Source organism: Flavobacterium ginsengiterrae, assembly GCF_039539785.1.
GTDB lineage: Bacteria > Bacteroidota > Bacteroidia > Flavobacteriales > Flavobacteriaceae > Flavobacterium > Flavobacterium ginsengiterrae.
Window position 1 is genome coordinate 1,119,105 of the sequence record NZ_BAABDU010000003.1, and the last position, 20,879, is coordinate 1,139,983.

A 20,879-nucleotide genomic window follows, 5' to 3' on the forward strand; every position below is an offset into this window, starting at 1 on the left:
CTATTTTTTAGATGCTGAATAAATGGTTGCTACACCAAAAGTTTGCGGCATTGCTACAACATCTATAAACCCAGTTTTTCTTAAAATATTGTTTAAGGCTTCGCCGTAAGGAAAAGCAGCTGCAGATTCAGACAAATATCCATAAGCTGAATTGTCTTTTGAAAACAATTTTCCAATAAGGGGCAGTATATTTTTGCTGTAAAATTTATATCCTTGTTTATATGGTGTTTTATCAGGTACAGAGGTTTCCAGAATAACGAAGATTCCATTTGGTTTTAAAACTCTTAGAATTTCGGCAAAACCTTTTTCAAGATTTTCAAAATTACGCACGCCAAAACCTACTGTAATAGCATCAAAGTAATTGTCTTCAAAAGGAATGTTTTCAGAATCTCCTAAAACTAAATCTATTACATGAGAAAGTTTCTTTTCTTCCACTTTCTTTTTTCCTACTTCAAGCATTCCTGCAGAAATATCAAGACCAATAATTTTTTCTGCTCTGGTCTGCGCCATTAAAATGGCCAAGTCGCCAGTTCCTGTAGCAATATCAAGAATTACCTTTGGTTTAGTGTTAGAAACTAATTTCAATACTTTTTTTCTCCATTTAGTATCAATACCAAATGAAATTACGCGATTCAGGTTATCGTAGTTCCCGGAAATGTTATCAAACATTTGAGCAACCTGCTCTTTTTTACCTAAAGAAGAATCTTTATATGGAGTTATTTTTTCAGACATTATTATAATTTACGCAAATATAAACAATCTAGTTTAACTGTAATTGAGTTTTTTAAAATGTCAATTAAATGTTTTAAAACAACACTATAAATCGACTTTTTTAAATTTTTCATGGCATCACCAAAAGTGGGTATTTTTAAAAAATCACCAAAAGTGGGTATTGTGCCGCACTGATTTTATGCACAACTTTGTTGAAGTAAAAATGATTAAAAGTTTTAAATGATTGACAGATTCATTTGACTTAATCAACAGGTTATTTTTTTTGCACTGGTAACCAGTTGTTCAAGTGAGTAGTTTTTAAAAGTGTTGTTCTTGGGGGAATACTATTTTTAAAAGTGCGAAGTACGTTCTTAGGATTAAATTTGTTTTTGGAAATTTTAATTTTCTTGTCTTTAATATCTTAGTGGTATTTGTTATTAAAGACGTTTTTGAGATTTATCTCAATTAACATTAAATGTTATTCAGTTATTCAAATGTTACTTTGACATTTGTGATTTTACAAAAACTATTTTCTTGAGCAAGTCAAGGCTAAAATCAATCGTTTTTTAAAAAACATCCTCCAAAAGAGGATGTTTTTTTATTTATTTTCTAATGTAAGTTTCATAAGTATAATCATAAAGATGTTTTTCATCTTTAAAATTTTCTTCAGATTCTACTAACTGCCATTCGTTTTTGCTGATTTTAGGAAAAAAAGCATCAGCATCAAAAGTGTGGTGCACTTTGGTAATTTCAATTATGTCAGCATAAGGCATACCCAAATTGTAAATTTCACCACCGCCAATAATATAAGAGTCTTCATTTTCCGGGCAGGCAGCGAGAGCTTTTTCCATGCTGTCAACCACAATACAGCCTTCAGGATTATAATCAGTCTGGCGTGTTATAATAACATGTGTTCTGTTTGGTAAGGGTTTTGGGAAGCTTTCAAAAGTTTTTCTTCCCATAATAATATGATGATTAGTCGTAAGCGACTTAAATCTTTTAAAATCGTTTGGCAAATGCCATACTAACTCATTGTTTTTTCCAAGAGCATTGTTTTCGGCAACAGCCGCTATCATTATAATCATGGTATGCTGTAACTAAATTTTATTCTCAGTATCGTCGTTTATCTTTGATTCTAATTGACTAATTCTTTTTTGCTGTAAACCAACAAGTCTGTCAATTTGTTCTCTTTCCCATTTTTTATTCATAAAACGATCTGTTATGTAGACTTTTATGAAGTGTAATATGAAGATAAAAAGCCAGGCGGTAACAATCCAGATACACCAATTTTGATTTGTTCCTTCGCCAAAACCGAAAAACTTATTAGCAACAAATAAAAATAAACTTCCTAAGAGGAAAAGAACAAAATGAAAATATAAGACCTTTTTTTGTCTTAATCGTCTTCGGGCATACTCATATTGTTCGTGCGCTTCTTTTTCCATAAGATAAAAATGAGATTATAAAGTTAAAATTTATTTTTGAAAGACAATATTTTGCGTGTAGAATATTTGCTATAAAACGGCTTATCAATTTGAAATACAAAATTTTAAGTGTTCTAAATTATGAATGCAATTAAAAAAGTATGCTGTTTTTGGTATTATCGCAAATCGGCCGTAAGCGTGACGACTATTTGACGGAATTTACTTAATTTAGGGCATATAAATCTAAAAACTAAATAGTTATGTCTTTGAAAAAACAATTTATCAAAACGAAACCAGTTGTTAAAGTTACATTTTCTATTGATGCTAAAGATGCTGATTCGGCAGCAGTCGTTGGCGATTTTAATAACTGGGATGCATCTGAAGGAGCATTAAGTAAGCTAAAAAACGGAACTTTTAAGGCAACTTATGATTTGGTTAAAGATGCTATTTACGAATTTAAATATCTGATCGACGGAAATTATGTAAACGATCCTGAAGCTGACTTTTACAAATGGAATGATTTTGCCGGAAGTGAAAACGGAGTAGTAGTTGTATAAAAAAATCCGCTTTGAATAATTCAAGCGGATTTTTTATTTTTATTTATATAGCAACACTTCCTTTTATGGCAGGATGCGGATCGTAATCGACAAGTGTGAAATCGTCATAATCAAAATCAAAAATGTTTTTAATCTCAGGATTTAAAATCATTTTTGGTAATGGTTTTGGCTCACGTGTTAGTTGCAGTTCTAGTTGTTCAAAATGATTATTGTAAATATGTGCGTCTCCAAAAGTGTGAATAAATTCACCTGGTTCTAAATCGCACACTTGCGCAATCATCATGGTGAATAATGCATATGAAGCAATATTAAATGGAACTCCCAAAAATATATCGGCGCTTCGCTGATATAACTGGCAGGAAAGTTTTCCTTTTGTTTCACCTTTTTCAGGATCTGGACTTGCTACGTAAAACTGAAAAAAGGCATGGCATGGAGGCAATGCTGCTTTGTTGTTGGCAACATTTTCTTCAAATGATTTTTTTGTATCTGGTAAAACTGATGGATTCCAAGCCGATACAAGCATTCTACGGCTGTTTGGATTTGTTTTTAATTCAGTAATTAATTCAGAAATCTGATCAATTTCTTCGCTGTTCCAATTGCGCCATTGGTGTCCGTAAACAGGACCTAAATCACCATTAGAGTCAGCCCATTCATCCCAGATTTTTACGCCGTTTTCTTTAAGATATTTAATATTGGTGTCTCCCTTTAAAAACCAAAGCAATTCGTAAATGATTGATTTTAAATGGAGTTTTTTAGTTGTAACCATTGGGAAACCTTCACTTAAATCAAAACGCATCTGGTAGCCAAAAACACTTTTTGTTCCAGTTCCTGTTCGGTCACCTTTTTGATTACCGTTTTCTAAAACGTGTTTTACTAAATCTAAGTATTGTTTCATTTTGTAAATCTAATATTAATCTGAAATCTAAAATCTTCAATTAAGATTTTATCTTCTAGAAATTTCGTCTCTTATTTTTGCAGCTTTTTCATAATCTTCCTGAGAAACAGCCTGATCTAAAAGTTCATTTAGTTCCTGAAGACTGTGCTTAGCATAGACTTCACCGGATTGATTACTTTCTTCTTCGTGTCCAAAAGTTTCCGGATTTGAAAGTACATCATCAATTTCCTGAGAACCCTGATCAGAATCTGCTGTATTTGATTTTAAGTAAATTCCGGCTTTATCAAGAATGTTTTTGTATGTAAAAATAGGTGCGTTGAAACGTAATGCTAATGCTATGGCATCAGACGTTCTTGCGTCGATAATTTCTTCTATTTTATCTCTTTCGCAGATTAAGCTTGAGTAAAAAACACCGTCAACCAATTTGTGAATAATAACTTGTTTTACCACGATATCAAATCTTTCGGCGAAATTTTTAAATAAATCGTGTGTTAACGGGCGAGGTGGTTTTATTTCTTTTTCTAAAGCAATAGCAATTGACTGGGCTTCAAAAGCACCAATAACGATTGGTAATTTTCTTTCGCCGTCAACTTCATTCAAAATTAAGGCATAAGCGCCATTTTGAGTTTGACTGTATGAAATTCCTTTTATGGATAGTTTTACTAGACTCATATATAATTGTAAAAAAGGCACTTAGTGCCTCATTTTGATACTTTTTTTGATTGGAAAATAAAAGTGCAATTTTAATCAAAAAATATGGAACAAAAAAGCTGCCTATAAACAAAGATACAACATCTTGTTTTTAGGCAGCTATATTTTTTAAGAGAATTCTTGAATTAAGAATGCTGAGCTTTAAAAGCTTTTAATTTCTCTGTTAATTCTGGAACAATTGTAAATGCATCTCCTACAATACCATAATCAGCAACTTTAAAGAAAGGCGCTTCAGGATCGTTATTGATAACCACTTTTACTTTTGATGAGTTAATACCCGCAATATGCTGGATAGCTCCAGAAATACCTACAGCAATGTATAAGTTCGTTGCTACTGGTTTTCCTGTTTGTCCAACGTGCTCACTGTGAGGTCTCCATCCTAAATCTGAAACCGGTTTTGAACATGCCGTTGCAGCGCCTAAAACTGAAGCTAAATTTTCGATTAATCCCCAGTTTTCTGGACCTTTTAATCCTCGTCCGCCAGAAACCACGATATCGGCATCAGCGATAGAAACTTTTCCTGTAACTTTTTCTACAGAGTCTACTTTTACTCCAAAGTCATTGTCTCCAATTGATGGATTAAAATCTTCAGCAGCAGCAGCGCCATTGCTTTCAAAAATTCCGTAAGAGTTTTTAGCAAGTGCCAATACTTTTACATCTGTATTTATTTCTGTAATGTTGAAAGCTTTGTTAGAAAAAGCATTTCTTTTTACCTGAAATGGAGAAGTGCTAACTGGCAATCCAACTACATTTGAAGCGAAACCAGCTTCTAACGCCACTGCTACAAGCGGAGAAAGATAAATACTGTCTGTTGTAGAAGAAAGTAGAATTACTTTTGCACCTTCTTTTTGAGCAGCTTGTTTAATAACATCAGCGTAAGCTTTTGCGTTAAAACCAGCTAGTTTATCGTTGGTTACTTTTAATACTTTGTCAACACCGTATTTTGCTAACTCGCTTACATCACTGATGTTTACTGTTACAGCTGTTACGGTTGTTCCTAATGATTCAGCTACTTTTTTAGCGTAAGAAGCTAATTCGAAAGCAACTTTTTTAAATTTTCCTTCTGCAGATTCTGCGTATATTAATAATGACATAATAATTTTAGATTTTAGATTTTAGATTTCAGATTTTTTGAAGACTGAATACTAAAAACTGATTACTGAATACTAGATTACTTTCGCTTCGTTGTGTAATAAGTTGATTAACTCGTCTAAGTTGTCTGGAGAGATTAATTTTACAGCTGATTTTGGAGCTGGTTTTTCAAATTTAACCGCTTTTGTATTAACAGGAGCATCAACTGGCTCAAGAATAGTAAGAGCTTTAGTTCTCGCTGTCATGATTCCTCTCATGTTTGGGATGCGTAAATCTTTTTCTTCAACAAGACCTTTTTGACCTCCAATAATTAATGGAAGCGTAGTACTTACAGTTTCTTTTCCTCCGTCGATTTCACGAACTGCTTTTACGTTATTTCCGTCAACAGTTAAAGCTGTACAAGAGTTTAAAAAATTAGAACCTAAAATTCCGGCAATCATTCCAGGAACCATTCCGCCGTTATAATCTAAAGATTCTTTTCCTGCAATTACCAAGTCGTAACCACCATTTTTAATTACTTCTGCTAATTGTTTAGCAACAAAAAAACCATCAGTTGGGTTTGCGTTTACACGAATTGCTTCGTTTGCACCAATTGCCAAAGCTTTACGCAATGTTGGTTCAGTATCAGGACCTCCAACGTTTACAACTGTTACATTTGCTCCTTGTTGTTCTTGGAACCAGATAGCACGTGTAAGACCAAATTCGTCGTTAGGGTTAATTACATATTGTACGCCATTAGTGTCAAATTCTGAGTCACCATTGGTGAAGTTAATTTTTGAAGTAGTATCAGGCACATGGCTGATGCAAACTAGTATTTTCATAAGTATATATTTTGAATTTATAATATGCTTTTACAAATTTAGAATTTAATTTGGAATAATTATACTATGCATGCATAATATTTTTTAAAACTATTACGATTTCGCTGATTATGCAGTTTTGAGTGATTTTTATCGGAATCTAAAACTAAAAAAAACAGTCATTTTATCTGATTGTTAGGAAATTTGCAATGATTGACTATCTCGCGGTAAATTAATTTTTGTCTGATAAATACTAATTTTTGATTTTTTTCGTTTTGATGAATGAATTTTGGAGAAACAAGAATTCAACAAATAGATAAAAGTTTGTCTAAAAAATATTTTAGCAGATTAAGTGTGAATTATACGCTATTATATCGATTTCGTAAATATCACAATTAAGTTAAAAAAGTTAAATGCTCAATACTGAAAGAAGTTCATGCGATTTTAAATTCAATTTATGCATTTAAGTTATTTAAAATATTTATTTTTGCTCTTCAGAAAATTCAACATACAATAAAAAATATGAGAACAATACAATTTAGAGAGGCCATTTGCGAAGCGATGAGCGAAGAAATGCGTCGCGATGAATCCATATATTTAATGGGAGAAGAGGTTGCAGAATACAACGGAGCTTACAAAGCTTCAAAAGGAATGCTTGCTGAGTTTGGTGAAAAAAGAGTAATCGATACTCCAATTGCTGAGCTTGGTTTTTCAGGAATTGCAGTAGGTTCTGCAATGAACGGAAACCGCCCAATTGTAGAATATATGACATTCAACTTCTGTTTAGTTGGTATTGATCAAATTATAAATAACGCTGCTAAAATGCGTCAAATGACAGGGGGACAATTTAATGTGCCTATCGTTTTCCGCGGACCAACAGCTTCTGCTGGTCAATTAGGAGCTACTCACTCACAAGCTTTAGAAAACTGGTTTGCTAACACACCGGGACTTAAAGTTATTGTTCCTTCAACTCCTTACGATGCAAAAGGGCTTTTAAAATCAGCTATTCGTGATAATGATCCAGTTATTTTCATGGAATCTGAGCAAATGTACGGAGACAAAGGTGAAGTGCCAGACGGAGAATACACAATTCCAATTGGTGTTGCTGATGTTAAACGTGAAGGAACAGATGTAACTATCGTTTCTTTTGGAAAAATCATTAAAGAAGCTTTTATCGCTGCTGATGAATTAGCTAAAGAAGGAATTTCTTGTGAAATTATCGACTTAAGAACAGTTCGTCCTATGGATAAAGATGCAATTCTTAAATCTGTTAAAAAAACAAATCGTTTAGTAATTCTTGAAGAAGCTTGGCCGGTTGCCAGCCTTTCTTCTGAGATTTCTTATATCGTTCAGGAGCAGGCTTTCGATTTCCTTGATGCGCCAATTCAACGTATTACAACTGCAGATACTCCTGCACCATACTCTCCGGTATTGCTTAAAGACTGGTTGCCAAATGCTGGTGATGTAGTAAAAGCAGTAAAGAAAGTATTATACAAGTAATACATATAAAAAATACTCATAAAACTTCATCAGACAACATGGATTGGTGAAGTTTTTTTTTACATGATAATGAACAAATTAACGCTGCTTCTCTTATTTATCGTATTTGCTTTTGCAAATGTTGTTACTGCACAAACTAAGGTGAGTGGAGTTGTTTTGGACAAATCAAATCAGCCAATACCTTTTGCAAATGTTGTTTTTAAAGGTTCTAATACCGGAATCGTTTCAAATGAAGACGGACGTTTTTATTTAGAATCACCAAATACGTATACCGCTTTATTAGTTTCATCTGCAGGATTTTCAGATAAAGAAGTTCCTTTGGATAAAGCTGTAAATTATAACTTCAAAATTGTTTTAAGTGAACCTGAAGCACTTAGTGAAGTGGTAATTTTTACCGGAAAGACATCTAAAAAGAACAATCCGGCAATTGATATTTTGAGAAAAATATGGGAAAGAAAACGTAAAAACGGACTTTACCAGTTTAATCAATATCAGATGCAGAAATACGAAAAAGTAGAATTTGACATGAATACTATTGATAGTGCTTTCATGAAAAACAAGCTTTTTAAAGGTATGGAATTTGTATTTAATCATGTTGATACTTCAGATGTTACCGGAAAAACCTATCTGCCAATTTTCATCAACGAATCGGTTTATGATGTTTACGGCGATAACAAATTAAAGAAGGTAAAAGAAAATCTTGTCGGAAATAAAATGTCTGGTTTTAACGGAAATCAGCAGATTTTAGCTTTCGTAAAAGATCTTTATTCAGATTACAATATCTATGATAATCACCTTAAATTTTTTGATAAAAGTTTTACAAGCCCGCTTTCAAGAACCGGAATCGATGTATATAATTATGTTTTAAAAGACAGTGCTTATATTGATAAAAAATGGTGTTTTAATATTGTTTTCTATCCAAGACGTAAAAATGAATTAACCTTTAAAGGAGATTTTTGGGTTAATGACACCACTTTTGCCATCAAAAAAATTAATATGGGTGTTACTAAAAGTGCCAATATTAACTGGGTGAAAGATATTTACATAGAGCAGGAGTTTGAAGTAGAAAACGATTCTGTTTTCCTTTTAACACGTGATTACATGATGTCTGATTTTGCTTTAAACAAAAAAGAAAAATCAAAAGGTGTTTATGGAAAACGAACGACTTTATTCAGAGGTCATAAATTCAACATTCAAAAACCCGAAAAATTCTATAAAGAAGAAGTCAATTTTATAGACAATGCAGTCTACGATCGACCGCCGGAATTTTGGGAAGAAAATCGTTTTGAGAAATTAAATAAAGATGAAGCGGGTATTTATAAAATGCTCGATACACTGCAGACCGTCAAGCGATTTAAGCAGCTCTATAATCTCGTCTCGATTTTAGGAAGTGGTTATATTGAATTTAAAAACTTTGATTATGGCCCCATTTTCTCTACGTTTGGATATAATGAAGTTGAGGGATTAAGATTAAGAGTTGGAGGAAGAACTTATTTTGGACCAAATGATCCGTGGCGTATTCAAGCTTACACAGCTTATGGATTTGACGACAGCAAATTCAAATATGGTGTTTCCGGAAAATGGATGGTCGATAAGAAAAAACGAGTTATTATTTCCGGAGGAAACAGGCGCGATATCGAGCAGATTGGAGCGAGTTTAACTACGACAAATGATATTTTAGGCCGAAGTTTTGCGTCTTCTGCCTTGTTTACAACCGGAAGCAACGGAAAACTGACTAACATTAACTTGAGCAACATTTCGATAGAAATGGAACCGAAAAAGAATTTTGTTGTTCAGGCTGGATTTTCATATCGAACATTAGAGTCAGCGTCGCCAACTTTTAGTTTAGATTATTACACAACGCTTCCAAGTACAGCAAACCCAACGGGAGTTGTAAAAAGTGATGTAAAACAATCTGAAGCCAATATTCAGTTTGAATATATGCCAAACCGTAAAACTATTGGTTACGGAGTTGAAAGAGATTTAGTAGACAGTCCGTTCAGCCATTTCTTTGTAAACTTTAGTTATGGACTTAAAGGAGTTTTAGACAGTGATTTTGCTTACGAAAAAATACAGGTTTTCTATAAACAGCCTATTATTATTGGACCTTTAGGAAGATCTAATATCATTTTGGAGACAGGAAAAACATTCGGTACAATTCCGTTAGGATTGATGAGTGTAATTCCGGGTAACCAGACCTATTTTACAATCGAAAATACATTCAGTAACTTGAATTTCTACGAATTCGTTACAGATCAATATACAACCTTGCAGTGGAATCATGACTTTGGAGGAAGATTATTTGCCAGAGTTCCTTTTATGAGAAAGCTCAATTGGCGTGAATTTGTTGGTGTAAGAGCCGTTCATGGAACAATTTCTGATGCCAACCGCGCTATCAATGCTTCGGGATTACCATATAATGCACCAGAAAAAGTATATTATGAATATCATGCCGGAATTGGAAATATCTTTAAAGTATTCCGAATTGATTTTTCTTGGAGAGGAAACTATCTTGATATGCCTGACGCCCATAAATTTGCAGTAAAAGGATCATTCGGATTTTATTTTTAAGCTGCAAAGATTCAAAGTTACAAAGTCGCAAAGGTTTTTCTTTTGCGGCTTTTTTTATTTTAATTTTTGTCATTTCGACTGAAAGGAGACATCGCACTAGTAAACACAAAGATTGTCAATTATAGTTGCGGAATTTCTAGTGAGATTTCTCCTTTCAGTCGAAATGACAGACTGGGAGTAATTTGCAAAATTTATTTACTTTTGAAATAGATTAAAAAATAATCATCATGCAGGAAGCCATTGATTTTTTAACCAATAAAAATCCAATATTTCGTGAAATAATCGAAAAATATGGACTTCCGCCAATTCCAAAACGTCCACAGGGATTTGAAACCTTGGTATTATTAATCCTTGAACAGCAGGTTTCTATAGATTCGGCGAAATCCACATTCTTAAAAATTAAAGCGTATAAAACGTGCAATCCCGAAAACATGGCCGTTTTATCTGATGAAGAATTTAGAAATCTGGGTGTAAGCCGCCAAAAAACAAAATACATTAAAATTTTGGCAGAAGCCGTTCTTAGCAAAGAATTAGATATTGAAAGTTTAGCTTCAAAACCTGCAAAACAAGTCCGAGAAGAATTAATTAAACTAAAAGGAATTGGAAACTGGACTATAGATATTTATTTAATGTTTTGTCTTCAAGAGCCCGATTTGATGCCGCTTGGCGACATTGCAGTTGTAAATACCATAAAAGAATTATTTGATATTCACGATAAGCTGGAGATGGAAATTCATGCACAACAATGGAGTCCGTACCGATCTTATGCCACATATTTGCTCTGGCATCATTACCTAACAAAGAGAAACAGGAAAATTACATATTAACTATCTGTTATATAAAAAGAAAAGTATTGTAATTAATATGTAAATACATAGATTAAAGTACTTTTTTTATTGTAAAAAGGGATTCTTTAGTTTACTTTTGCAATCGAAATTTTTAGAAATAATAAAAAACGAAAATGACCGCAGACAAACTAACGACTTTCGATGTATTAATCGAAATACCAAGAGGAAGCAGAAATAAATATGAGTACGATTTTGAAATCAAAAGAATGCGTTTCGACAGAATGTTATTCTCTTCAATGATGTACCCTGCAGATTATGGATTTATTCCAGAAACTTTAGCTCTTGACGGTGACCCTCTTGATGTATTGGTTTTAGTAAACGAACCAACTTTCCCTGGATGTGTTATGGAAGTAAAACCAATTGGTGTTTTCCACATGGCAGATGACAAAGGACCAGATGAAAAAATTATTTGTGTACCAGTTTCAGATCCAATTTGGAATTCATTAAACGATCTTTCTGATATTAATCCTCACTTAGTAAAAGAAATCGAGCATTTCTTCCAGGTTTACAAAGACCTTGAAAACAAAAAAGTAGATGTAGAAGGATGGGGAGACGTTAACGAAGCTTACGCTATTATCGCTGAGTGTACAAAACGTTTTGATGATATTGAAAATAAACCGGCTGGATTATTTAGTATTAAATAATTTTAACCTTATTCTATTATAAAAAAAGCAATACTGCCGTCAGGAGTATTGCTTTTTTGTTTAAATTCGTTTCAGTTAGATTGTTGACTATTAACCAAAACCATTACTATATTATGAATGCATTTATGATTTACCTGCCAATTGTTATGGCAGTTTTAGGATTACTTTTCATGGGAATAAAAAGGACTTGGGTTTTAAAACAAGACGCTGGAGACGGTAAAATGAAAGAGATTTCAGATTACATCTACGAAGGAGCCTTAGCCTTCCTAAAAGCCGAATACAAACTATTAACCATCTTTGTAATTATTGCCAGTTTAGCTTTGGCAGGAATTACTTTTATTCCGGGAGTAAAAACCCATTTATTAATCGTAGTAGCATTTATTTTTGGTGCGTTATTTTCAGCTTATGCTGGAAATATCGGAATGAAAATAGCAACTAAAACAAACGTAAGAACAACTCAGGCTGCACGTACAAGCTTGCCGCAGGCTTTAAAAGTTTCTTTTGGCGGCGGAACCGTAATGGGACTTGGAGTTGCAGGTTTGGCTGTTTTAGGATTAACTGCTTTCTTTATCATTTTCTTTAATTTATTTTCTGGCGGAGTCTGGAAAGATACTGATACAATGACAGTTGTTTTAGAAACTCTTGCAGGATTTTCTCTTGGTGCAGAATCAATCGCTTTGTTTGCACGTGTTGGAGGTGGAATCTACACAAAAGCGGCCGATGTTGGTGCCGATTTAGTAGGTAAAGTAGAAGCAGGAATCCCGGAAGATGATCCAAGAAATCCGGCAACAATTGCAGATAACGTTGGAGATAACGTAGGAGACGTTGCAGGTATGGGAGCTGATTTATTCGGGTCTTATGTAGCAACAGTTTTAGCTGCAATGGTTCTGGGGAACTATGTAATAAAAGATATGGGCGGAAGTATCAATGATGCTTTCGGCGGAATCGGTCCAATTTTACTTCCGATGGCAATTGCCGGTTTCGGAATTCTATTTTCTATTATTGGAACTTTATTAGTAAAAATTACAGATGATAATGCCAGAGAAGCACAAGTACAAAAAGCATTAAATATAGGAAACTGGGTTTCTATTATATTAACTGCCGTGGCTTGTTTCTTTTTAGTACAGCATATGCTTCCTGAAGTTATGAATATGGAATTCTTTGGTGAAGGATCGCAGCAAATTTCATCTATGAGAGTTTTCTATGCTACATTAGTCGGATTAATTGTGGGCGGTGCAATTTCATCAGTAACAGAATATTATACAGGATTAGGAACAAAACCAGTATTGGCCATCGTTCAAAAATCATCTACTGGAGCAGGAACAAACGTAATTGCTGGATTGGCAACAGGAATGATTTCTACTTTCCCAACCGTATTATTGTTTGCTGTGGCAATCTGGATTTCGTATGCTTTAGCAGGATTTTACGGAGTAGCCTTAGCGGCTTCTGCAATGATGGCTACAACAGCAATGCAGCTAGCAATTGACGCTTTCGGGCCAATATCTGACAACGCGGGAGGAATTGCCGAAATGAGCGAACTGCCAAAAGAAGTCCGCACAAGAACAGATATTTTAGATTCAGTAGGAAATACAACTGCCGCAACCGGAAAAGGGTTTGCAATTGCATCTGCAGCTTTAACGTCTTTGGCCTTATTTGCAGCTTATGTAACTTTTACAGGGATTGACGGAATTAACATCTTTAAAGCGCCTGTTTTAGCGATGTTATTTGTCGGCGGGATGATTCCGGTTGTTTTTTCAGCTTTGGCTATGAATTCAGTTGGAAAAGCAGCAATGGATATGGTTTACGAAGTTCGCCGTCAATTTAAAGAAATTGCCGGAATTATGGAAGGAACCGGAAAACCTGAATATGGAAAATGTGTTGAAATTTCTACTAAAGCCGCTTTACGCGAAATGATGCTTCCTGGAATTTTAACTATTGGTTTTCCAATTGCGATTGTATTGTTAGGAAAATTAGTTTATTCAGATAATAACCAGCTGATTGCTGAAATGCTTGGCGGTTATATGGCTGGAGTTACAGTATCTGGAGTTCTTTGGGCAGTTTTCCAAAACAATGCAGGAGGTGCCTGGGACAATGCTAAAAAATCTTTTGAAGCCGGAGTAATGATTAACGGCGAAATGACGTACAAAGGTTCTGATGCGCATAAAGCGGCTGTAACCGGAGATACAGTTGGAGATCCGTTTAAAGATACTTCTGGACCTTCAATGAACATTTTAATTAAATTGACTTGTTTAATTGGATTAGTAATTGCTCCAATTTTAGGTGAAGGACATGGTGCTCCGTCAGATATTGCAGGAAAAGCTTCTTGCTGTGCGAAAACAGAAATGCATGCAGGAATATCTAAATGCGGCGATATGTCTGGAATGACAAAAGAAGAATGTATTAAAATGTGTAAAGAAAAAGGCTGTTCTGCAGAAGAAACGGCAAAATGTTTAGCTCATTTTGATACGACTGGAAAATATTCTCATACTCAAAGTGAATCTGTACGCGTTGAAGTAAAAAATATAAACGGAAAAACAACCGGAACGGTTACCAAAACAGAAAATGGTAAAACCACAACAGAAGTTTTTGAAGGAACCGAAGAAGAAGTTTTAGCAAAAGTGGAAGCGGCAAAATAATAACTTTGTCAAAGTTTTAAATTTTGACAAAGTATTTTAAAAAAAGAAAATGCCTCTAAAATTTTAGAGGCATTTTTATTTAGTATCAAATCGTGCCAGCCATTCAAGTACATTTTCATTATTAGCTCCCCAAAATCCCCATCCGTAAGTTGTTCGTAGTGGTTTAAGTAATTTTGCAGCAACTTGATACGATTTTGGAACTATGGTTAACTCATTTTCCTCACACAATTCTGCCTGCGGTCCTGCAGCAATTACAGCGCCTCCATCGTAGAGATAAATTTTAGCATTTGTACCTTGTAATTCGTGTTTAATTTTTTCTGTTCCCCCCAGTTCTTTAATATAATGATCATTAATTTTATTGAGCCAGTTAACAGACAACAATCCTTTTAATACTTTTCCTGATTGACTTAAGGGATCACATAGTTCAGCTCCTGGAAATATCCGGCTGAACTCAACGGCAAAACGGCTTGTTTCTCCTTTAATAATTTCATCTTTTGCAGGGATTAAGCCAATACCCGCAGTGCCGTGTTCGGCCTGCATCATTTCTGCCCATCGAATATATAATGTTGTAGGATCTTGTGAAGGATTATTTAAAAACCAGTCCAGAGGAACGTGTAAATAGAGATAACTAGTACTGAATGTTTGGCGTGAGTTTCCTAAACCAGTAATCATATAGCTGCTGGCTTCCGTTTTTACACGTCCTCCATGAAAAATCATTTGCCAGACCCAATCATCTTGAGGATATTTAGACAGCCAATCGGATAAATTATAATCTTTGGGTATTTTTCTCCAATTAAAGTTTCTGGGATGTGTCATCCACTTAAGTTCTTTACCACATAAATCTCAATAATCTTGAGCGACTAAAACTGCTCTTGCTCGTTTCTCTTTTTCGTAACCATTGGCGAAAAAGAACCCAAAATAATAACCAAGAGCAACTTTGTTATGAGCATCTTTGTCTTTAGGGAGCCATTTATTCATCTTGTCAGACTGCAATAATTTAAATATTGACTCATTCATGTTTATAATATTTAATTTTACAAAAGTAAGAAAAAAGCTTCTTTTGCAAAAAAAGCCTCTAAAATTATTTAGAGGCTTTTTTTATTAGTGTAAATCTGTGACTTGAGCCCGATAGGGCGGAACAGACGAAGTAAGTTTGGTTTTTAAAATAATCCGTTCAATTCAGCATCAATACGGTTTATAATATCTCCTAAATCTTCCGGATTATCCACAAAATTAATGTTATCGACGTCGATAATCAATAACTTTCCTTTAGTATAAGTCTGAATCCAGGCTTCGTATCTTTCGTTCAAACGGCTTAAATAATCGATAGAAATAGAGTTTTCATATTCACGTCCGCGTTTATGAATCTGCCCCACTAAATTAGGGATTGAACTTCTTAAATAAATCAATAAATCCGGAGCTTTTACAAGAGATTCCATTAATTCAAACAAAGACGTGTAATTTGCAAAATCACGGCTTGTCATTAACCCCATAGCATACAAATTGGGAGCAAAAATATGCGCATCTTCATAAATCGTTCTGTCCTGAATGATTTTTTTACCGCTTTCGCGAATTTGCTGCACCTGACGAAAACGACTGTTTAAGAAATAGATCTGCAAATTAAATGACCAGCGTTCCATTTGGTGATAAAAATCGTCTAAATACGGATTATCGACTACATCTTCATAATGAGGCTCCCATTTAAAATGTTTGGCCAATAATTTGGTTAATGTAGTTTTTCCTGCGCCTATATTTCCTGCTATCGCTATGTGCATTACGGTGTTACGATTTTATAATTTACAATTTCTTTAGCTGTAAAAATAGATAAAATTTGGTCTTTGTAATAGTATTTGTTGAACGTTTTTTCTAAAATTTCGATTTCAAATGCGGGGTTTGTTTTTTCTTTGCTAATGTCTCTAAAATACAGTGAGTTACCAACGTTGAAAATATATTTTTTAGGAGAGATTATTTCCATTTTATCAAAATCAGAAACGCTGCCTAAACTCGAAATTTTTCCAAAAATATCGCAAGAAAACCAATTGTTTTTTTTGTCAATCCAATAGAAAGTATTAAAGTCCGTTTGGTAATACTTTATGCCTTCTGTTAGCGGAATAGAAACCGTTTTGTATTCATTTTTTAAGTAATCAAAAAGACCTATCTGTTGGTTTAAAGCATTAAAAATCCAAAGCTGGTTTTGAGTAGACATTCCAATTGCATTAACCACAATGGGAACTGGATTTTGAGAAAAATTAATCTCAGTCATTTTATTCAGCTGATTGTCGAGAAGCACAACGCTGTTGAAATCTTCATAGAAAAGTACAATCTTAAGCGGATTTTGAATATCGACTTTCGAGATATTTCCCAAAGAAACATTTTTGTATTCAAAGATTTCGTTTCCTTTAATCTTTCTAAAAACATTGTTTTTAATATCATAACCATATCCAAAAGAATCAAAACCAATAAAATCGTCGATATCAACATTAAATTTAGAAACTAAAACAGCATTTATTTTTTGGCTCTGCCCAAAAAAAGTCGAGAAAGAACATGCGGTAAACAGCAGTAATAAAATGTGACGCAGTGTTTTACTCATAATATATAATTCAAACAGCCAAAATACAAAAACTACCTTAAAGAATATTTAAAATGGACCGTTAAAGCCTGTTTTTTAGTTTAAACCTTTCCAAATTCCAACAGTCTTACAAAAATCCGGTTTTGTCGATAGCATTTTGGGATTAATATATTTAACTTTCAGTATTTTAAAATTAATAATAAATTTGATTGTAAGTTGTAAATGAACTTTACAATCAGCTAAAAACATATCAAATGAAAAAACTATCATATTTACTTTTAGTACTTGCTTTTACGCAGGTTCAGGCACAAAAAGATTTTCAGGGAATGGCTGTTTATGAATCTAAAACTCAGGCTCCAAAATTTGAAGGAATGCGAGCAGGAAATCGTGATATAACTCCGGAGATGCAGAAAAACATGGAAGAACGAATGAAACAAATGCTTGAGAAGACTTTCATACTAAATTTTGACAAAACGGCTTCTATATATAAAGAAGAAGAAAAACTGGAAACTCCCGGACAAGGCACCGGCGGTATGAGAGTCATGATGAACTCTTTTATGGGCGGCGGCGGAACATTTTATAAAGATGTAAAAGCTAAAACTTATACAGTTGACAAGGAATTTATGGGAAAAGAATTTCTGGTGGTAGATTCTCTGCCAAAATTAAACTGGAAAATGGAACAGGAAACCAAACAAATTGGAGGTTATAACTGCTTTAAAGCAACAGCGGTAAAACAAGCCAGTAAAACTGATTTTAGAAACTTCAGACCTAAAAATAACGACGCTAAAAAAGCTGACGAAGCCAAGAAAACTTCGGGAGAAACCAAAACAAATTTTGAAGACAATTTCGAAATTCCAAAAGAAATAGTGGTTACAGCATGGTATACGCCTGAAATTCCGGTAAATCAAGGGCCAGAAAATTACTGGGGACTTCCGGGGTTAATTCTGGAAGTTAATGATGGAAAAACCACTATTTTATGCTCTAAAATTGTTTTGAATGCAAAAGAGAAAGCAGAAATAAAACCTTCTAAAAAAGGAAAAACCGTTTCTCAAAAAGAGTATGACGAAACCGTGATTAAAAAAATGGAAGAATTTAGAGAAATGAACCGCGGCCGAATGGGCGGACCACCTCCAATGGGAAGGTAAAATTCCCTATTTCTTTATTATCTACATTCTAAGTTTTTCTTAATGAATAAATTATATTTTTTCTTCGCCTTTTTAATTACTTCTATTTCATTTTCTCAAAGTGTTCGTTTTGATGGGTTTATTCAGGATGAGCAGAAAAATCCGTTGGAAATGGCCAATATTATGGCTGTAAACAATACAACAAAAGCAATGGATTCGTACGGAATTACGAATGATAAAGGAAAATTTCAGCTTACTTTAAAACCCAATACTTCTTACACCGTTAAAGTAAGTTATCTGGGCATGAAATCGAAAGAAATTGCCCTTGTAACTAAAACAGAAAACATAGCGCAGAATATTGTTATGGACGGCGCGGGAATTGAACTTGAAGGTGTTGAAATCGTTCGTGAAATGCCGGTTTCTATAAAAGGCGATACGATTGTTTACAACGCCGATTCTTTTAAATCCGGAACCGAAAAAAAACTGGAAGATGTCCTTAAAAAACTGCCGGGTGTTGAGGTAAATGCTGATGGTGAAATTGAGGTTGAAGGAAAAAAAGTAAGCAAGTTAATGGTAGAAGGAAAGGACTTTTTTGACGGCGATACGAAACTCGGTGTTAAAAATATTCCTGCAGATGCTATTGATAAAGTTCAGGTTTTACGAAACTTTAATGAAGTAAGCGCATTAAAAGGTCTTGAAAACGATCAGGAAAATGTCGCGATGAATATTAAGCTGAAAGATGGCAAAAAGAACTTTTGGTTTGGCGATGTAACTGCCGGAATTGGCGTTGCAGAACTTGACAGCCGTTATATTATAAACCCGAAATTGTTTTATTACAGCCCAAAATACAGCATTAATTTAATTACCAATTTTAATAATATTGGCGAACTGCCACTTACGGCTCAGGATTATTTTAAGTTTACCGGAGGGTTTAAAAATATGATGAAAAAAGGAGGAAGCGCATTTAATGTTTCATCGAATGATTTGGGAATTTCGGTGTTGCGAAACAATCGGGCTAAAGAAATTGAGACTCAATTTGGAGCCACAAACTTTTCGTATTCGCCTACAAAAGCATGGACTTTGAGCGGTTTTGGAATTCTTTCTTCTTCAAAAACAGATTTAGAAACCAAATCCCAGACTACGATTCTGGATTCTGGAGATGAGCAGAAGAGAGACGAACAAACCCATCAAAAAAATAATTTGGGACTTTTTAAATTAAGTTCAACTTATAAGCCTAACACGAAATTTCAGTTTGATTATGACATTTTAACCAAATTATCAAAACAAAATGAAGATACAGATTTACTTCGCGAATCGATTGTAAATAATGTTTCTGATGCCGAAAGTATTTTTACAGCCAAAAAGCAGGACCCAACTTCTATAAACCAAAATTTGAGTTTGTATTATACGCAGAGCGATAAAAATGTTTTTGCTTTTGAAATGCAGCATTTATATCAGGATGAAAATCCGTTTTATAATGCCAATTTAAGAACACAGCCTTTTGATTTGCTGGGGTACACTTCTGGACAAAACCGAAACGATCTTAATCAGAATCGATTTGTAAAAACCAATAAAATTGATGCCAAACTGGATTACTATTATATGGTAACGCCAAAAAGCAATATCAATGTTACGATTGGAAATACGTATTCGCATCAGAATTTTAATTCTCATATTTTCCAGATTTTAGATAACGGAGACAGAAATGATCTGAACGATTCGACGAATAATAACGATGTAAATTATAATTTTAACGATGCGTTTTTAGGTCTTCACTATAAAATTCTAACCGGAAAATTTACGTTTACGCCCGGCGTTAGTTTACATACGTATCAAATGACAAATGAGCAGTTAGGAAGTAATTATTCTTTAAATTTTGTAAAAGTGCTGCCGGATTTCTTTGCTTTATATCAAATAAAAAAATCTGAAACACTGACGTATAATTTCTCTTTAACGAACGATTTTACAGATATTAATCAATTAGCAGCAGGAAAAGTTTTGTCTGATTACAGCAGTTTGTTTCATGGAAACAGGACATTAGAAAATGCTACTTCACAAGTGCATTCGCTTCGTTATTTCAAATATAATATGTTCAATTTTGAGAATATTTTTGCCAACGCAACTTATACAAGAAAAGTAGATGCCGTAAAAACTAAAGCTGATTTTGACGGAATTAATCAAACTTCTGTTCCTTATAATTCTAATTTAGCCGATGAAACTTTTTCGGGAATGGGAACTTACGGACGTTCTTTCCTTAAAAATTATAAAGCATCGGCAAGTGCAAGTCTTAACTGGTCAAAATTCAATAACATTCAAAACGAAAAAATAGCCACAACAGAAAGTTTTGTACAGAGCTATACCGTAAGAGCTTCAACTAATTACAAAAAACTTCCTAATATCGAGTTTGGCTACAATCTGCTGGTAAACAAATACAGCGGTTCTACCTTTTATACAGACAAACCTTTTGCAAGATTAGATTATTACTTTTTAGATAGTTTTTCTTTCGTTTCAGAATATGAATTCTACCATTATTATAACGGAAATAAAACAGTAGATAACGAATATGATTTTTTAAGCGCCAGTTTGATTTACCAAAAGAAAAACAGTAAATGGGAATATAAAGTTTCTGCAACCAATTTATTAAATACAAAATTTCTTAACGACGACAGCTTTTCGCAGTTTTCTACAAGAGTTTCACAATATACAGTGCAGCCTCGTTATATCATATTTTCAATGAAATACAATTTGTAGTATTTTGACTGCAAATTTTATGATTTTTTATGATTTCTTTAAATAAGAA

At 33.9% G+C, this 20,879-nt stretch carries 18 protein-coding genes and 1 pseudogene; 8 read left to right on the plus strand and 11 right to left on the minus strand.

Annotated elements, in window-relative coordinates; translation table 11 throughout:
* The 3 genes from ubiE to ABD859_RS07765 form a co-directional block, all read right to left on the minus strand.
* Positions 1–732 (minus strand): bifunctional demethylmenaquinone methyltransferase/2-methoxy-6-polyprenyl-1,4-benzoquinol methylase UbiE, encoded by a 732-nt coding sequence (gene ubiE / locus ABD859_RS07755; protein ID WP_345142491.1) that lies wholly within the window; start codon positions 730–732, stop codon positions 1–3.
* 581 nt (positions 733–1,313) lie between these two features.
* Positions 1,314–1,796, minus strand: a complete 483-nt coding sequence (locus tag ABD859_RS07760; protein ID WP_345142493.1) for a dihydrofolate reductase — start codon at positions 1,794–1,796, stop codon at positions 1,314–1,316.
* Positions 1,797–1,808: 12 nt separating this feature from the next.
* A complete protein-coding gene (locus ABD859_RS07765) occupies positions 1,809–2,153 on the minus strand; it encodes a 2TM domain-containing protein (RefSeq protein ID WP_345142497.1) in 345 nt (114 codons plus the stop codon).
* A gap of 239 nt (positions 2,154–2,392) precedes the next feature.
* On the opposite strand from ABD859_RS07765, the gene ABD859_RS07770 reads away from it, so the two are divergent.
* Complete coding sequence (locus tag ABD859_RS07770) at positions 2,393–2,689, plus strand: isoamylase early set domain-containing protein (protein ID WP_345142500.1); 297 nt, start codon at positions 2,393–2,395, stop codon at positions 2,687–2,689.
* A 43-nt stretch (positions 2,690–2,732) separates the two neighbouring features.
* Here ABD859_RS07770 and ABD859_RS07775 read toward each other — a convergent pair whose 3' ends face one another.
* The 4 genes from ABD859_RS07775 to ABD859_RS07790 all read right to left on the minus strand — a co-directional run bounded on the left by ABD859_RS07775 (position 2,733) and on the right by ABD859_RS07790 (position 6,208).
* Complete coding sequence (locus ABD859_RS07775; RefSeq protein ID WP_345142502.1) at positions 2,733–3,584, minus strand: thymidylate synthase; 852 nt, start codon at positions 3,582–3,584, stop codon at positions 2,733–2,735.
* A 48-nt stretch (positions 3,585–3,632) separates the two neighbouring features.
* On the minus strand, positions 3,633–4,256 hold the full coding sequence (locus ABD859_RS07780) for a bifunctional nuclease domain-containing protein (protein ID WP_345142505.1): 624 nt from the start codon (positions 4,254–4,256) through the stop codon (positions 3,633–3,635).
* 164 nt (positions 4,257–4,420) lie between these two features.
* A complete protein-coding gene (locus ABD859_RS07785; RefSeq protein WP_345142508.1) occupies positions 4,421–5,389 on the minus strand; it encodes an electron transfer flavoprotein subunit alpha/FixB family protein in 969 nt (322 codons plus the stop codon).
* 72 nt (positions 5,390–5,461) lie between these two features.
* Positions 5,462–6,208 carry an electron transfer flavoprotein subunit beta/FixA family protein gene (locus ABD859_RS07790; protein WP_345142511.1) on the minus strand — a complete coding sequence of 249 codons (747 nt, stop codon included), beginning with the start codon at positions 6,206–6,208 and terminating at the stop codon, positions 5,462–5,464.
* Positions 6,209–6,709: 501 nt separating this feature from the next.
* Between ABD859_RS07790 and ABD859_RS07795 the strand changes: the two genes are divergently transcribed.
* The 5 genes from ABD859_RS07795 (at position 6,710) to ABD859_RS07815 (ending at position 14,386) form a co-directional block, all read left to right on the plus strand.
* Positions 6,710–7,687: a pyruvate dehydrogenase complex E1 component subunit beta gene (locus ABD859_RS07795; protein WP_109191633.1), complete on the plus strand. Its 978-nt coding sequence runs from the start codon at positions 6,710–6,712 to the stop codon at positions 7,685–7,687.
* Positions 7,688–7,756: 69 nt separating this feature from the next.
* Positions 7,757–10,258, plus strand: a complete 2,502-nt coding sequence (locus tag ABD859_RS07800) for a DUF5686 and carboxypeptidase-like regulatory domain-containing protein (RefSeq protein WP_345142516.1) — start codon at positions 7,757–7,759, stop codon at positions 10,256–10,258.
* 227 nt (positions 10,259–10,485) lie between these two features.
* Positions 10,486–11,085: a DNA-3-methyladenine glycosylase family protein gene (locus tag ABD859_RS07805; protein ID WP_345142519.1), complete on the plus strand. Its 600-nt coding sequence runs from the start codon at positions 10,486–10,488 to the stop codon at positions 11,083–11,085.
* Between the two features lie 134 nt (positions 11,086–11,219).
* Positions 11,220–11,750 carry an inorganic diphosphatase gene (locus tag ABD859_RS07810; protein WP_057121406.1) on the plus strand — a complete coding sequence of 177 codons (531 nt, stop codon included), beginning with the start codon at positions 11,220–11,222 and terminating at the stop codon, positions 11,748–11,750.
* A 113-nt stretch (positions 11,751–11,863) separates the two neighbouring features.
* Positions 11,864–14,386: a sodium-translocating pyrophosphatase gene (locus tag ABD859_RS07815; protein WP_345142523.1), complete on the plus strand. Its 2,523-nt coding sequence runs from the start codon at positions 11,864–11,866 to the stop codon at positions 14,384–14,386.
* Between the two features lie 75 nt (positions 14,387–14,461).
* Here the strand turns inward: ABD859_RS07815 and ABD859_RS07820 are convergent.
* The 4 genes and pseudogenes from ABD859_RS07820 to ABD859_RS07835 form a co-directional block, all read right to left on the minus strand.
* Positions 14,462–15,208 (minus strand): annotated as a pseudogene (locus ABD859_RS07820) (type VI immunity family protein); the annotation flags it as partial.
* A 21-nt stretch (positions 15,209–15,229) separates the two neighbouring features.
* Positions 15,230–15,403: a hypothetical protein gene (locus tag ABD859_RS07825; RefSeq protein ID WP_345142529.1), complete on the minus strand. Its 174-nt coding sequence runs from the start codon at positions 15,401–15,403 to the stop codon at positions 15,230–15,232.
* A 143-nt stretch (positions 15,404–15,546) separates the two neighbouring features.
* The gene (locus tag ABD859_RS07830) at positions 15,547–16,161 is read right to left on the minus strand and encodes a deoxynucleoside kinase (RefSeq protein ID WP_345142532.1); all 615 of its coding nucleotides are present in this window, start codon (positions 16,159–16,161) and stop codon (positions 15,547–15,549) included.
* Entirely contained in the window at positions 16,161–16,976 is an 816-nt protein-coding gene (locus tag ABD859_RS07835; RefSeq protein WP_345142535.1) for a hypothetical protein, read from the minus strand. The genes ABD859_RS07830 and ABD859_RS07835 overlap by 1 nt, the downstream gene beginning before the upstream one ends.
* A 233-nt stretch (positions 16,977–17,209) precedes the next feature.
* Here ABD859_RS07835 and ABD859_RS07840 point away from each other — a divergent pair, with 233 nt between their 5' ends.
* Together ABD859_RS07840 and ABD859_RS07845 are read left to right on the plus strand one after the other, a co-directional pair.
* The gene (locus tag ABD859_RS07840) at positions 17,210–18,100 is read left to right on the plus strand and encodes a GLPGLI family protein (RefSeq protein ID WP_345142538.1); all 891 of its coding nucleotides are present in this window, start codon (positions 17,210–17,212) and stop codon (positions 18,098–18,100) included.
* 42 nt (positions 18,101–18,142) lie between these two features.
* The gene (locus ABD859_RS07845; RefSeq protein WP_345142541.1) at positions 18,143–20,830 is read left to right on the plus strand and encodes a carboxypeptidase-like regulatory domain-containing protein; all 2,688 of its coding nucleotides are present in this window, start codon (positions 18,143–18,145) and stop codon (positions 20,828–20,830) included.
* Positions 20,831–20,879 lie beyond the last annotated feature (49 nt).

Bases quoted from the DNA above. Each gene is read 5' to 3' on its own strand.
- ubiE (WP_345142491.1), bottom strand. From the start codon at position 732: ATGTCTGAAAAAATAACTCCATATAAAGATTCTTCTTTAGGTAAAAAA.
- ABD859_RS07760 (WP_345142493.1), bottom strand. From the start codon at position 1,796: ATGATTATAATGATAGCGGCTGTTGCCGAAAACAATGCTCTTGGAAAA.
- ABD859_RS07765 (WP_345142497.1), bottom strand. From the start codon at position 2,153: ATGGAAAAAGAAGCGCACGAACAATATGAGTATGCCCGAAGACGATTA.
- ABD859_RS07770 (WP_345142500.1), top strand. From the start codon at position 2,393: ATGTCTTTGAAAAAACAATTTATCAAAACGAAACCAGTTGTTAAAGTT.
- ABD859_RS07775 (WP_345142502.1), bottom strand. From the start codon at position 3,584: ATGAAACAATACTTAGATTTAGTAAAACACGTTTTAGAAAACGGTAAT.
- ABD859_RS07780 (WP_345142505.1), bottom strand. From the start codon at position 4,256: ATGAGTCTAGTAAAACTATCCATAAAAGGAATTTCATACAGTCAAACT.
- ABD859_RS07785 (WP_345142508.1), bottom strand. From the start codon at position 5,389: ATGTCATTATTAATATACGCAGAATCTGCAGAAGGAAAATTTAAAAAA.
- ABD859_RS07790 (WP_345142511.1), bottom strand. From the start codon at position 6,208: ATGAAAATACTAGTTTGCATCAGCCATGTGCCTGATACTACTTCAAAA.
- ABD859_RS07795 (WP_109191633.1), top strand. From the start codon at position 6,710: ATGAGAACAATACAATTTAGAGAGGCCATTTGCGAAGCGATGAGCGAA.
- ABD859_RS07800 (WP_345142516.1), top strand. From the start codon at position 7,757: ATGAACAAATTAACGCTGCTTCTCTTATTTATCGTATTTGCTTTTGCA.
- ABD859_RS07805 (WP_345142519.1), top strand. From the start codon at position 10,486: ATGCAGGAAGCCATTGATTTTTTAACCAATAAAAATCCAATATTTCGT.
- ABD859_RS07810 (WP_057121406.1), top strand. From the start codon at position 11,220: ATGACCGCAGACAAACTAACGACTTTCGATGTATTAATCGAAATACCA.
- ABD859_RS07815 (WP_345142523.1), top strand. From the start codon at position 11,864: ATGAATGCATTTATGATTTACCTGCCAATTGTTATGGCAGTTTTAGGA.
- ABD859_RS07825 (WP_345142529.1), bottom strand. From the start codon at position 15,403: ATGAATGAGTCAATATTTAAATTATTGCAGTCTGACAAGATGAATAAA.
- ABD859_RS07830 (WP_345142532.1), bottom strand. From the start codon at position 16,161: ATGCACATAGCGATAGCAGGAAATATAGGCGCAGGAAAAACTACATTA.
- ABD859_RS07835 (WP_345142535.1), bottom strand. From the start codon at position 16,976: ATGAGTAAAACACTGCGTCACATTTTATTACTGCTGTTTACCGCATGT.
- ABD859_RS07840 (WP_345142538.1), top strand. From the start codon at position 17,210: ATGAAAAAACTATCATATTTACTTTTAGTACTTGCTTTTACGCAGGTT.
- ABD859_RS07845 (WP_345142541.1), top strand. From the start codon at position 18,143: ATGAATAAATTATATTTTTTCTTCGCCTTTTTAATTACTTCTATTTCA.